Source organism: Desulfovibrio mangrovi (genome assembly GCF_026230175.1).
Classification (GTDB): domain Bacteria; phylum Desulfobacterota; class Desulfovibrionia; order Desulfovibrionales; family Desulfovibrionaceae; genus Halodesulfovibrio; species Halodesulfovibrio mangrovi.
The window spans coordinates 2,548,692-2,561,894 of sequence record NZ_CP104208.1 but is presented as its reverse complement, the minus strand read 5'-3'; the positions used below and the strand labels follow the sequence as shown (position 1 = coordinate 2,561,894).

The 13,203-nt window shown below is 59.0% G+C and carries 12 protein-coding genes; 8 read left to right on the top strand and 4 right to left on the bottom strand.

Annotation, left to right across the window (positions count from 1 at the left end):
- Positions 1 to 65: 65 nt before the first annotated feature.
- The gene (locus N1030_RS11685; RefSeq protein ID WP_265825658.1) at positions 66 to 1,340 is read right to left on the bottom strand and encodes an IMP cyclohydrolase; all 1,275 of its coding nucleotides are present in this window, start codon (positions 1,338 to 1,340) and stop codon (positions 66 to 68) included.
- Between the two features lie 416 nt (positions 1,341 to 1,756).
- Between N1030_RS11685 and N1030_RS11680 the strand changes: the two genes are divergently transcribed.
- A complete protein-coding gene (locus N1030_RS11680) occupies positions 1,757 to 2,149 on the top strand; it encodes a hypothetical protein (protein ID WP_265825657.1) in 393 nt (130 codons plus the stop codon).
- Here the strand turns inward: N1030_RS11680 and N1030_RS11675 are convergent.
- Positions 2,069 to 3,508, bottom strand: a complete 1,440-nt coding sequence (locus N1030_RS11675; RefSeq protein ID WP_265825656.1) for an MltF family protein — start codon at positions 3,506 to 3,508, stop codon at positions 2,069 to 2,071. The genes N1030_RS11680 and N1030_RS11675 overlap by 81 nt on opposite strands.
- 355 nt (positions 3,509 to 3,863) lie before the next feature.
- On the opposite strand from N1030_RS11675, the gene N1030_RS11670 reads away from it, so the two are divergent.
- The 4 genes from N1030_RS11670 (at position 3,864) to N1030_RS11655 (ending at position 8,605) form a co-directional block, all read left to right on the top strand.
- Entirely contained in the window at positions 3,864 to 5,144 is a 1,281-nt protein-coding gene (locus N1030_RS11670; RefSeq protein ID WP_265825655.1) for an adenylosuccinate synthase, read from the top strand.
- Between the two features lie 16 nt (positions 5,145 to 5,160).
- Entirely contained in the window at positions 5,161 to 6,099 is a 939-nt protein-coding gene (locus N1030_RS11665) for a DNA polymerase III subunit delta' (RefSeq protein WP_265825654.1), read from the top strand.
- Between the two features lie 284 nt (positions 6,100 to 6,383).
- Positions 6,384 to 7,196: a response regulator gene (locus N1030_RS11660; protein ID WP_265825653.1), complete on the top strand. Its 813-nt coding sequence runs from the start codon at positions 6,384 to 6,386 to the stop codon at positions 7,194 to 7,196.
- Between the two features lie 62 nt (positions 7,197 to 7,258).
- Positions 7,259 to 8,605: a deoxyribodipyrimidine photo-lyase gene (locus N1030_RS11655; RefSeq protein WP_265825652.1), complete on the top strand. Its 1,347-nt coding sequence runs from the start codon at positions 7,259 to 7,261 to the stop codon at positions 8,603 to 8,605.
- On the opposite strand, the gene N1030_RS11650 is transcribed toward N1030_RS11655, so the two are convergent.
- Entirely contained in the window at positions 8,602 to 8,907 is a 306-nt protein-coding gene (locus N1030_RS11650) for a DUF4911 domain-containing protein (RefSeq protein ID WP_265825651.1), read from the bottom strand. The genes N1030_RS11655 and N1030_RS11650 overlap by 4 nt on opposite strands.
- Positions 8,908 to 9,178: 271 nt before the next feature.
- Here N1030_RS11650 and N1030_RS11645 point away from each other — a divergent pair, with 271 nt between their 5' ends.
- Both N1030_RS11645 and N1030_RS11640 read left to right on the top strand, forming a co-directional pair.
- Positions 9,179 to 10,180, top strand: a complete 1,002-nt coding sequence (locus N1030_RS11645) for an ABC transporter ATP-binding protein (protein ID WP_265825650.1) — start codon at positions 9,179 to 9,181, stop codon at positions 10,178 to 10,180.
- 122 nt (positions 10,181 to 10,302) lie between these two features.
- Positions 10,303 to 10,803: a hypothetical protein gene (locus tag N1030_RS11640; protein WP_265825649.1), complete on the top strand. Its 501-nt coding sequence runs from the start codon at positions 10,303 to 10,305 to the stop codon at positions 10,801 to 10,803.
- 184 nt (positions 10,804 to 10,987) lie between these two features.
- On the opposite strand, the gene N1030_RS11635 is transcribed toward N1030_RS11640, so the two are convergent.
- On the bottom strand, positions 10,988 to 11,920 hold the full coding sequence (locus N1030_RS11635) for a tRNA (adenine-N1)-methyltransferase (protein WP_265825648.1): 933 nt from the start codon (positions 11,918 to 11,920) through the stop codon (positions 10,988 to 10,990).
- A 264-nt stretch (positions 11,921 to 12,184) separates the two neighbouring features.
- Here N1030_RS11635 and N1030_RS11630 point away from each other — a divergent pair, with 264 nt between their 5' ends.
- The gene (locus tag N1030_RS11630; protein WP_265825647.1) at positions 12,185 to 13,168 is read left to right on the top strand and encodes a radical SAM protein; all 984 of its coding nucleotides are present in this window, start codon (positions 12,185 to 12,187) and stop codon (positions 13,166 to 13,168) included.
- Positions 13,169 to 13,203 lie beyond the last annotated feature (35 nt).

The following is a 13,203-nucleotide window of genomic DNA, read 5'->3' as shown; positions in this document are numbered from 1 at the left end:
CGCAGTCGCGGTGTGCAAGGGAGTAATTCCCCTGCTCATCGAAGACAAGAAGCCGTCTTTGCTTCTTAGTGCTTGAACGAACGTTGGCCCGTGAACACCATGGCTACCTGCGGGCTGGCTTCGTTGACGGCCTGAATCACTTCGTGGTCGCGTACGGAGCCGCCGGGCTGCGCAATGGCTGCCACGCCGTGTGCCAGTGCCGCATCCACGCCGTCGCGGAAGGGGAAGAAACCGTCGGAAACCATGGCGGTTCCCATCAGGCCGCCCTTCTCGGCGCGGGTGCGTGCTTCGATGTCGCTGAGAACTTCGGCCAGTGCGGGGTCCTTCTGTGCCTTGAGCTTGAGTTCGTACAGGGACATGTTCTGTTCCTTGAAGGCGAGCATGTCTGCGAACTTGGTGTAGGCCTTGTGCACGGTCAGTTCCACGCAGCCCACGCGGTCCTGTTCGCCGGTGCCGATGGACACGGTGGCACCGCTGCGGGCGAAGATGATGGAGTTGGAGGTCACGCCGGATTCGATGGCCCATGCGAAGAGCAGGTCTTCGGCTTCCTGCGCAGTGGGCTTACGTGCCGCCACCTGCACGCCGTTCTTTTCGGCGGTGGCGGGGATGAAGTCGTCCACGGAGAGAATGCGGTTGCGGAAGGACTGCTGGATGATGATGCCGCCGTCGGCAAGGCACTTGAAGTCGAGGAAGGGTTCGTTGACCAGTTCCTCAAGGCGGGCCATGCCGGGGATGTGCAGAATGCGCAGGTTCTTGCGCTTCTTCAGGATATCCACAACACCTTCTTCAAAGTCGGGTGCTGCCACCACTTCGAAATAGGCGCTGTTCACCAGTTCGGCTGCGGCCTTGTCCATGGGGCGGTTCACCACCACCGCGCCGCCGAATGCAGCGATGCGGTCGCTCCAGAAGGCCTTATCCAGCGCGTCGGCAATGCCCTTGTCGGACCATGCGGCGCCGCAGGGGTTGTTATGCTTGAGGATGAGGGCAGCGGGCTTGGCAGTAAGGTACTGCAGCATGTTGATGCCGTTGTCCACGTCCGTGAGGTTGGTCTTGCCGGGGTGCTTGCCTGCCTGAATCATGTGTTCTTCAGTGAGGGCGGAAACGAGGCCCTTGCCCGGGCCGCGGAAGGTTACACCACCAAGGGTAAGGGAGCCCTCTGCCAGTTCGTACAGGGCGGCAGGCTGGTCGGGGTTTTCGCCGTAGCGCAGCCCCTTCTCTTCACCTTCCAGCGTCCAGGTGCGCTTGCGGTACACAAGCTCCTTGTCGCCGAGGCGAACGGTCATCTCTGCCGGAAACGGATCCCCGAGGATCGTCTTGTACATGTTCTTAAGGTCGCTCATCTGGTCTCGACTCCCGTAATTGTCCCGATATTGTAAAAAATCCACGTCACTCTTGCGCGAGGCGCAAGAAAATAGCACACACCTCGCCGACGGGCAATTTTCATTTGAAGCCCTTCGCGGATTGACGTAGCCTTGCAGGAATGATGGGCGGCGCTGTGCGGAACTGCTCTTTAGTGCAGCGAAATGCCGCGAGATTTAGCTGTTTGCGACGGCATCGCATGGGCGTCTGTAGCCCTCGTACATTGTTTTTTTGTGAGAATGTGCTCTGGCAGAGCCGGAGCCCGGAGTAATGAGAAAGGATAGATCGCTTGCGCGGGCTGTTGGGGGAGAAATCTCCCTGTCCGGCGGAGGCGGAATCTCGTAACGCTTAGTCGTAAAAAAGCCCCCTTGCGGGGGCTGATATATGAGGTCGTAGAATGGAACGTGCATTACGCAAGCTGGCAGCCCAGCTGAACGCCTATGACGAGGCGTCCCTGATGAACCTGTGGGAGCGCTTCGCCAGAGAGGTGGAGCAGTTCGAGCCCACCAAGCGGTGGGAGGAATCCGCTCTCATCTTTTCCTTCATTCAGGCGGTGCGCTGGAAGAACCAGCTTTTCAACCATCACTGGGCGCAGACCTCACGGCCTGAGGGCATGGGCCTGCCGCCGCAGTCTTCCTTCATGCTGCTGGAAGATGTGCCGTCTCCGGGCGGAGCGCAAGCCGCTTCAGAATCTCCGGCAGGTCAGGCATCAGAGGACGGGCCAGGTGTCGGGGATGGCGCTAAGAAGCGTGCCAAGGTGCTCAGCTTCCGGCCGCGCGAGACCGACTAGTCCGTGCAGGATGTAGTAGTAATAACGGATGTTTTCCACATAGTGGACTGCTTCATACCCTCGGGTGTAGCCGTATTTGGTCTGGGAATAATACTTTTCCCAGGCCAGTAGCGGCAGCACCTTTTTCAGGTCGTGCCACGTACGGCCGGTGCCACCCATGGTGCGGGACAGGGCTATGGCGTCCTGTACGTGTCCGAGCCCCTGGTTGTAGCTTGCCAGCGTAAAGAACCAGCGATCCCACGGGTCCAGCTCCATGGACTCGAATGCATCCCACAGCATCTTCAGATACTTTGCACCGCCCTTGATGGACTGTTGAGGATTGGTTCTGTCCACGCCCAGAACGCGGGCCGTGTTCTGGGTGATCTGCATGAGCCCGCGCACGCCGGTCTTGCTGGTGGCGTCCGCGTCGAAGCGGGATTCCTGATAGATTACGGCAGTGAGCAGCAGTGGGTCTATCCCGTTGAGCTTGCTGTATTTCAGGATGGTGTCGCTGTAGCGCGGCAGGTGCTTCTTCACGGAGTCTGACAGGCCAACGATGTCGTAATAGTCCGCCTCTTCGGGAAGAAAGCCGAAGTAGCGCTCGTGCAGGGCCGCGATCTGTCCGTCCTCTTCGCGTCCCTTCCAGAACGAGCTGAGAGCCGTGTGCAGGGCTTCGCTTTCCGAACTCCAGAACCAGCGGTAGGTGATCTCGCGGTCCATGGTCTTGGTGGGTTTCACGCCGAGAAAGAAGGGTTGCCAAAGGCTGTAGGTCCAGTCGTCCACAAGGGCGAAGCGTGCGCGGTCTTCATTCAGGGTGTCCAGAATGGGGGTGACGCGAACGCCGTTCACTTTGCTGGTCCATGCCACGCAGTTGGCGTTTTCGGCTTCCTCTGTGAGAGTTTCCGAAAGATAGCGTTGCTGGGTGGTCAGAATGGGGTTCTGGCAGAGTTCGTCTTCGTCCCGCAGGGCGTAGCGCTTGGAGCTGTGGATGAGGACGGGGCGCGAGGTGGCGTATGCCGGTCCGGCTACGAAGGGGCTTTCAAGCGACGCCGGAGCGGTGCCGCCTACGCCCACGACCAGTTGCACACGGCCTTCATTGAGGGCCTGCCATGCCTGTCTCGGAGTGTCTACTTCTGTAATTTCAATATGATAGCCTTGTTCGCTGGCGAACATGGTGAGCAGTTCCTGCTCGAATCCCGGCCCGTAGGGCGAGATGGATGCGGATACGCGCTCCGTCTTGGGGGCGGCGACCCGCAGTATGGGCTTGCCACCCACATGCGTAGGCATGCGCGTGCCCCATACGAGAATGGCGGCCTGCAGGCAGATGAGCATGGCTATGGTAAGCCGTTCACTCCAGCGGACCTTGATTCGAATTGTCATAGTCTTCGTCTTCCTTTGGGGGGCTGGGCAATTCCGGCCGCACGGATTGGTGTGCGGTGGCGGAGTGCTCATGCGCCCCGGGGGGATTTGACGAACGGGCTCCAGTCTCAATCCTCAGGGATTGTCAGGAGATTCCGTAGCGCGGGAGACCGTGCCTCCGGCGTGCTCCGCCGCGTTAAGCAACCCCTTTGTCTGAAACTGAGGGGCTTGTGAAAAGGCATTGAAAGTATGTGATTTTCGAGCGGGAATAGATTGACGTTGTCGCGGTCTGTGTATTAAGAGATGATGCCTTTTCTGCGTTCCGTAAACGCGGAGTCGTCGGGAAAGGGCACTTCCATGTCATAAGGAGAGGCTAATGTCAAACGTAATCATAATGGGTACCCAGTGGGGAGACGAAGGAAAAGGCAAGATCGTTGACCTGCTTACCCGCGAGATAGACGTCATCGTTCGCTTTCAGGGCGGCAATAATGCCGGTCATACCGTCATCGTGGGTGACAAGCAGTACATCCTGCATCTGATCCCCTCCGGTATCCTGCACGAAGGCAAAAAATGCCTCATCGGCAACGGTGTGGTTCTCGATCCCGGCGTATTCTGGCAAGAAATCGAGAAGCTGGACGCCAAGGGTGTGGACGTTAGCCCTGCCCGACTGAAGATCAGCAAAAAGACGCACGTCATCATGCCTTACCACAAGAGCCTTGATGGTGCGCGTGAAGAATACAAGTCTGCTACCGACAAGATCGGCACCACCGGTCGCGGTATCGGTCCCTGTTATGAAGACAAGGCTTCCCGCGTGGGCATCCGCGCAGGCGACCTTGCCGATCCTGAGCTGCTCAAGGCCAAGATCAACAACGCGCTGGTGGAAAAGAACGCGCTGTTCACCGCTCTGTATGGCCGTGAGGCCATGGATGCGGACAAGGTCTTTGATGAAGTGATGGACGCCGGCCGCAAGCTGGTTCCCTACCTTGCTGACGTTTCCACCGAAGTGTGGGATGCGTTCAACGCCGGTAAGAGCGTGATGTTTGAAGGCGCACAGGGTATCCATCTGGATATCGACCACGGCACCTATCCCTACGTCACCTCCTCCAACACCGTTGCGGGCAACGCTTCCGCCGGTACCGGTATTCCCGCCAGCAAGCTGGATCGCGTCATCGGTATCGTGAAGGCATACACCACCCGCGTGGGTGCCGGTCCCTTCCCCACCGAGCAGATGAACGAAGATGGCGACTACATGCAGCAGAAGGGCCACGAGTTCGGTGCCACCACCGGCCGTAAGCGCCGCTGCGGCTGGCTGGACCTTGTGGTGCTGGCAGAGACCACCCGTCTGAACGGCCCCACCGAGTTCGCCCTGACCAAGCTGGACGTTCTGAGCGGTATGAAGGAACTGAAGCTTTGCGTGGCCTACGACTACAGAGGTGAGCGCGTTTCCGTTGTTCCGCAGGAGCAGAACGCCATGGCGCACGTGACCCCTGTGTACGAAACCGTGCCCGGCTGGGATGAAGACATCACCGGCATCACCGAGTGGAGCCAGCTGCCTGAGAACTGCCGCAAGTACGTTGAGCGCATCGAAGAGCTGACCGGTGTTCGTGTGTCCATCGTTTCCGTAGGTCCCGAGCGCGACCAGACCATCTTCCGCTAGCGGAGAGACTGCGCGCATGTCTTCGCACGCATCCGTGGACGACACAGCGGCACGTTCCGCATTGGAACTCGAACAGATCATGGCCCCTGCCCTGGCGTCTCGTCACGCCAGGGTTAGGGGCTTTTTGCATCGTCTTGCGGCCAATCCGCCGCAGGTTATTCTCATGGAGGGCGGCACAGTTGAAGAGCGCGCCGCCATGAGCCTTTATTGGGCAGCCCTGCTCAACTGCACGCTGGATGCTTCGCAAGGGGAGCGTCCCTGTCTTGCGTGCTCCGCCTGCGCGCAGATGATTGCCCGTCACCACCGTGACATGTTCTTTCTGGACGGTCGCGAAGAATCCATCAAGATAGACGATGTGCGTGCCGTGCGCGGCGTGCTGGGTGAGCCGCCTCGCGACAACGGCCAGCGTATGGTCATTCTGTGCGAGGCCCAGTCTCTGGGGGTGGAGGCCGCTAACGCGCTGCTCAAGTCTCTGGAAGAGCCTCGTCCCGGCACCAGCTTTGTGCTTCTGGCTCCGCAGCGGGAACGCCTGCTGCCCACGCTTGTTTCCCGCAGCTGGGTGCTGACGTTGGCGTGGCCTGAATCCGGTGCGACCGAGGGCGCTGCCGCAGGTCCGCAGGAAGTTGAAGCCGGAGAGTGGGGTGACGCACTGGCCGAGTTTGCCCGCACGGGTTCCGGCTGGTTCCAGCGCACCGCATCAAAGGGCTCGCTGGATAACGGCGTGGCGCAGCGTGTGGTGGTGTATTGCCAGCGCGAGCTTGCCGCAGCCATTACCGGCAGATCGCAATCCGACTTGGCCCGCCTGTATGCCGGTGTGGACAGCCTTGTGCACCGCAGGATCGACGAGGTGCTGGCCGAGTGTCAGGAAAGCCTTGTCTACAACGTGAATCCCGCCATCGTCATGGACTGGCTGGCCACCCGCGTGGCCTTGCTGTGCAGCGCCAGACGTTCCTGATACTCCTGATCTCGTTCCCCTCAGTCACCTGATTGAACGGCCCCGGTATTGTACATGTCTCGTACCGCCGATGACTTACTGTGTCCTTCGGCGGGCAGTGAGGCGTGTATGGATTGCCTCCGTGATCATACATGAGTCATGGTTGCTCCAATCATGAAGAGCACCACTGTCTCGACGTGGTGGGTTCCTGAATTGTATTGCCTCTAAAATCTGCCAAGTGTATAGTAGATAAGGTGGCTGAGTATTCACTGTGCTGAACGAGCAAGACTCCCTATAGGTCCCGCATGAGCGAAACGTATACCATGGCCGATGCACCCAGAACCGTGTTGATCATTGAGGACTCTCATGTGCAGTCCAAGATCATCTCCAAGCAGATCACGGCGCTTACCCAGTTTGAAACTGTTATCGCCAACACCATGGAAGAGGCTCGCCACCTTCTTGAGACTGCGCGTGAACACCTTTTCATCGCGGTCATTGACCTGAATCTTCCCGATGCTCCGGACGGCGAGGCCGTTGATCTGTGTCTTGAACACGGCGTGCCCTCAGTCGTGCTGACTGCCACGTTCAACGAGAATATCCGTAAGCGTTTTCTGGAACGGAATGTGTCGGACTACTTTTTCAAAGGGACCATTCAGGACATGGACCCGCTCATGTACAGTCTGGAGCGGGTGTTCAAGAACCAGTTTGCCACAGTGCTCATTGTGGATGATTCCCGTATGGCGCTGGCGCATATGCGTCATTTGCTCGAGGTGCAGCGTTTTCAGGTGCTGGAGGCTGAAGACGGCGTGCAGGCGTTGTCAGTCTTGGAGCAGCACCCGGAAGTCAGCCTCATTATCACCGACTACAACATGCCTGAGATGGACGGATTCGAACTTGTCCGGAATGTCCGCTCCCGTCACAAGGCCCATCGCATGGCCGTTATCGGCGTTTCCGCTGCCGGTTCCGGCGCACTCTCTGCGCAATTCCTCAAGAACGGCGCCAACGATTTCATCACCAAGCCTTTTGAGGCGGAAGAGTTCTACTGGCGCGTGAACCAGACCATGGAAATGCTGGATATCATGGCCAGCCTGAGCGCATGTCAGGAAGCAGCGGGCTAGTCCATCCCGGACGCATACACTCCCTTTTTTCTGCTAATCATTCAGAAGGGGGCGATGGTCCTGTGCTTTACTGGATGCACAGGGAGCATCGCTGCCGCGACAACTGGGCACTCATTCATGCTCTGGAAGAGGCCGCACGCTGTGGCGTGTCCTGTGCTGTGGCTTACGGGCTGGCACCTGCCTTTCTCGGTGCCTGCATCCGGCAGTTCGGCTTTTTGCTGGGCGGGCTGGAGCGAACTGCTGCCGAGCTTGCCACAGTGGGTGTTCCCTTTATCCTTGTTCGCCAATCCCCTGACGAAGCCATTCCGGAACTGGCACGTTCCGTTGGCGCTTCGCTCATCGTGACCGACTTTGACCCGCTCCGATTGAAGCGCCAATGGATTCAGGCTGTATGTGATGCGGCCCCTTGCGCCGTGGTTGAGGTGGATTCGCGCAATGTGGTGCCCTGTCGCGTCGCCTCGGACAAGAGAGAGTATGCCGCTCGTACAATCCGACCGAAGATTCACCGTTTGCTGGATGAATATCTGGATGATTTTCCCGCTGTTCCGCCGCTTGTTGCCCCATGGCGATGGCAGGTGCCCCCTGTTGACTGGGAGATGCTGCGGGCAGGGCTGGGCGTGGACCGTACCGTGCCGGAAGTGTCGGTTCCTTTCGGGCCGGAAGCTGGGGAAGATGCTGCCCGGGCCATGCTTGTGAGCCATCTTTCGGAACGCATGCCTCTGTATGAACAGCGCAATGATCCCAACGCGCCTGCGGTATCCGGCCTGTCGCCCTATCTGCATTTCGGCATGATTTCCGCGCAGCGCGTGGTGCTGGAAACCTTGGCCCGCAGAGGAGGCAAGGGACTTGCCGTGCCTGCCGAAGCCCGTGAATCCTTCCTTGAGGAGCTGGTTGTCCGTCGGGAACTTTCCGATAACTTCTGCCTGCATACGCCGGAATATGACGGCTGGAACGCTTTTCCCGATTGGGCGCAACGTACGCTGGACAAGCATCGTGCGGACAACCGCGACTATCTGTATTCCCTTGAGACGCTGGAGTCGGGCGATACGCATGATCCGCTGTGGAACGCCGCACAGAAGGAGATGCGTCTGACAGGCTACATGCACGGGTATCTGCGCATGTACTGGGCCAAGAAGATTCTGGAGTGGAGCGCCTCACCGGAAGAGGCCATGCGGCATGCCGTCTATCTGAACGATCGGTATTTCATCGACGGGCGGGATTCGAACGGATACACGGGCGTGGCATGGTCCATGGGCGGCGTGCACGACAGGCCGTGGCAGGAACGGCCCGTTTTCGGGACCATACGCTACATGAACTATGCAGGGGCGCGCCGGAAGTTCGACGTGAATCTGTATGCGGCCCGCATGGAAGCGCTGGAGAGCCGCATGCGGGATGCGGGGGCGGTTTAGCGGACCGGTTTTCCGGCGGATATGGGCGCGGTGGTCGTGGGGCGTTCCATCAGTTCGAAGGGGATGGTCTGCTGCATGCCGGCGAGGAAAGCGCGCATTTCCCGTTCCTGATGCGGCGAGAAGATGATCTTCAGCACGGCTGCATACTTATCCACCACACTGGCGTAACCGAGGTTGTCTTCCGCTTCCAGCAGGAAACGGAACATGCCGATGTATTTGGGCTCAATCTTCGCGTAAAGCATCAAGGACCAGCGCGGAGCGGGCAGCGGAGGACGGGGCTTTCTGGGACGTGGTTTTGCCATGGTTTTCCTGATTCGTGTTTGCCCTGCTTTGCCCCGTATGGCCGCGCCTGTCAATGTTTGCCTGATAATGAGGGGCTGTCGGGGACTGTTACGCTGCCCATGCTGCCTGTCAGGTGTAGCGGGAGGCGGTTAAGATGACGGGTCGTTGGAAGCTGCTTCTGTTGCCCCGCTGAAACTGTGGCACTATGCGGCACTGGCGCAACGCTGAGGCATCTGCTAGTCTGCCGCCATTCCGGCGCATCGGACGTCATGAACTGCGATGATTGCGCCCATGCAAGCGACAGTGAAAAGGGGATTCGTTATTACCACGCCATTTCTCGAAATCCGTCAGGTTTCCCGCGTATTCAGGCTGCGCAGGCAGTTGTTTGCCGCCGAGGCGCAGACATTGCGCGCCGTGGACAATGTGAGCCTCACCCTTGAACGGGGGCAGACCCTCGGGCTGGTGGGCGAGAGCGGTTGCGGCAAGTCGACCCTGGCCCGCATGGTGGTGCGCCTGCTGGAGCCGACGGCTGGAGACATTCTGCTTGAAGGGCAGTCCGTATTTCACGGAGACGATGCCTTTCTGAAGACCCTGCCGGGGCGTATGCAGATGGTGTTTCAGGATCCCGTTTCCTCGCTGAATCCGCGTCGCAGCGTGGGCAAATCCATTCAGGAGGCGTTGGATATCCACAATGTCGGCAGCCGTGCAGAGCGCCGTGCCGCTGTGGAGGAAATGCTCTCGCTGGTGGGGTTGCGCGCCGAACATTATTCCCGCTATCCCCACGAGTTCTCCGGCGGACAGCGGCAGCGTGTGGCCGTGGCCCGTGCGCTGATCATGCATCCCGAACTGGTGGTGTGTGATGAACCTGTCTCGTCGCTCGACGTGTCTGTGCAGGCGCAGGTGCTGAATCTGCTGGGGGAACTACAGCAGCGATTCAATCTCGCCTACCTCTTCATTTCACACGATCTTTCCGTTATCGGCCATATCAGTGACCGTATTGCTGTCATGTATCTTGGCCGCATTGTGGAAGAGGCGGATGCCCACGCTCTGTTCGCCAACCCCCTGCATCCCTATACACGTGCGCTTCTGCAGGCTGTTCCCGTGCCGGGGCCGGATGCGCACAGGCAGCGGCATGCCCTGCATGGCGATTTGCCCAGTCCCCTTGCGCCGCCTTCCGGCTGTCCCTTCCACCCCCGTTGCCCCGAGGCCATGGACATATGCCGCAGTGTTTCTCCCGAATGGAGAGAACAGGAAGCAGGCCATCGGGTGAGCTGCCATCTGTACAAGAAATAGCCCTTATTGCGGGTGTTCCGGCCAGATTGTGAAATTTGGTACTTGACGCACTCCTTTCCTGTGTCCATATTTACCCCCGTCGGGCGTGGTTCCGGCAATACAGGAATACAAGGAGGCCCCGCATGGCCGCTACTGAATTCGGAAAAGCCGTTGAAGCTATCAGCGAAGTGCTGATGTTTGAAAATTGGCTGCGTTTCTATTTCATTGCTGAAGAAGGCGAGAAGCTCTTCATCCGCGTGCCCGAGCAGGGGCAGATGCGTATTCGCGAAAATCACCCCGCGCTGTTCGCGCTGGTTGAAGATATGAACGACAAGGAGATCACTCCTGAAACCTCCCGCATGGCCGTGTGTAATTTCGTTTCCAGCGAAATCGAAGGCAGTGTGGTGAAGGCCGGTATGGGCGGTCGTGTGTTCGACAGCCAGACCTTCCAGTTCGAAATGCATCTCTTCGGCACCTGGGTACAGTCCCACGAAGAGCAGCTCGACAAGGGCTTTCTTGATTTCAACACCTGGAAGAATCTCTATGCCGAGTGGAAGAAGTCCGACAAGGTGCGTGAGCATATCGAGCAGCTTCGTGATGCCATGACCCGTTCTTCCCAGCCTGACAGCGGCCTCGAGCAGTAGTTCAGAGTCTGATTCAGAGAATAGAAGCCGGAAGCGTTAAGCTTCCGGCTTTTTCTTTTTGGGCTACCGAAAGAATGGGCCTGGAGGGTGGGAGAACCTCTTGGGATAACTGCGGTTGCGGGCAATAAAAAAAAGGCCGCCCCAAGGGGCGGCCTTCATTATCGTAATAGGCGGAAGCGGGAAACTAATCCTCGCACAGACCGCCTTCGTCGTCGGCTTCGTCGCCGTCAACGGGGCCGACTCCGCCACACAGTGCGTCTTCGGGGATGGAGCTCAGGCCGAGACGTTCCAGACGGGCGGCCTCCTGCTTGCGTTCGCGGGTGCCGAGAGACTTCTGGGCATTGATTTCCTCAAGACCTTCCTGATGACGGCAGAAGATGAGGAAACCGGTGTGGGCGACCATGCGGTCGGCAGGACGCATGCGGTCGGGTACGGGCTTCCACTTGCGCAGCAGCAGTTCGGAAACTTCCACTTCGTCGAAGGGACCCTTTTCTAGTTCCACCAGCAGGCTGGAAACCTGATCGATGGTGGGGACGAGGAAACCGCACATGGCGCCGGGCTTGACGGCGGAGGGAATGTGGCGAACGTATTCCCACGGGTCGCGCACGTCGAGGAACAGGGCGTCCGCATCGTTGATGAGGAAACCGTTGGCGATATCGTGGTTGTACAGGGTGACGTTTTGGCCCACGCCTGCCCAGTCGAGGTTGCGGCGGCACAGGTTCATGAATTCCAGACGGGCTTCATGGGTGTGAATTTCACCGCGTTCACCGGCGAACCAGCTCAGGGCCATGGTCAGGCTGCCGGAGCCGGAACCGGCTTCGATCACCTTGGTGCCGTTGCCTACGCCCAGCTTCATGCAGATGTAGCCGATGTCCTTGGGATAGATGACCTGCGTCTGGCGCTTCACGCCGGTGACAAGGTCGTGCAGGGCGGGGCGCTGCACACGGTAGGGCTTGCCCTTGTGCGTGTACACGATGCTGCCGTAGCCCGCTTCCATGATGTCGGTCATCTTGAGCAGACCGTCGGTGCCGTGGATGTCGTTTTCCGGCTCCACGCGCTTCATATATCTCTTGCCTCGGGGGCTGATGAGCAGTACCAGTTCACCTTGCTTTGGCATTGTAATTCCTCCGTGGTTGGTGCAACGCCGTACTGTGCTCTGCCGCGACTGTCAAGGATAGTCGTGCGGATGCGTTGTGCGCCAGCGTTCCTGAAGCACCTACGGAGCTCCCGTGCGGCAGGCTCTTGCGTACCCGGCCGGGATGATTACTTGCTTTTTCGCGGAAAACCCGCTTTCATGCTTCTTCGGTGAAATAATCGTGTTGTTTTTTACGGCGGCGCGCTATACTCAGAAAAATCACCGAGACAAGGACAGATAAACGCAATGACGTTTACCTATATATTTGGTCCCGTTACTTCCAGCAGGCTCGGCCGTTCACTCGGACTGGATCTGCTTGGACGGCGTGTGTGCTCCATGGACTGCCTGTACTGCGAAGTGGGCAGAACCGATGAGTTGACCCTGCGCCGTGCCCCCTACGTTCCGGCAGACGTGATTCTGGCGGAACTGGAGCAGTGGCGGGCGCAAAATGAAATTTTACCGGACTACGTGACACTCGGCGGAGCAGGCGAGCCAAGCCTGAATAGCGAAATGGGAGCCATCATTGCTGGCTGCCGTCGCATCATGCCGGATGTTCCCGTGGCCGTCCTCACCAACACCTCGCTGCTGACGGATGCATCTGTCTGTGAGGAAATGGCGCAGGCAGATGTTGTTCTGCCCTCGCTGGACTCGTTGGTGGAGGAAGAATTTATCAAGCTGAATCGCCCCTGCGGGGGGCTTAGCGCCTCTGACATTGCGGAATCGCTGCTGCGGTTCAGGGCCATGTTCAAAGGCAGAATCTTTCTTGAAATACTGCTGGCGCAGGGCATCAACGATTCCGAAGAGAATTTTGCCCTGCTCAAGGACTATGTGAAACGGCTTTCACCCGACAGGGTGGACGTGACGACTCTTTCCCGCCCCGGAGCCTATCCGGTTGCCAAGGCGGTTCCGCCTGATGTGCGCAGGCGTTGGTGCAGCGAGCTTTCCGAAGCCTGCGCCCTGGCGCCCGAAACACCAGGAACCGTCTTTCTGCGCACGGGGCAGCGTGCAGACCTTGTGGAACGAGACCAGAAGGCTGTGACGGAAATGATCGCGCGTTCCCTGCAACGGCGGCCGCAGACACCGGATCAGCTTGCGCTGTCCCTGTCTCTGCCGCTTGAGAAGGTGGAATCGGCTCTTGCCATACTGCAGCATCAGGGCGTCATCCATGCGGTGGATGCCGATGCGGCAGGACTTGCCGGAGCAAAAGGACCGTTTTACGCCTGCCGGTAGCGCCGTGCCGACCGCAACGGTGCGGGGAACTTTTT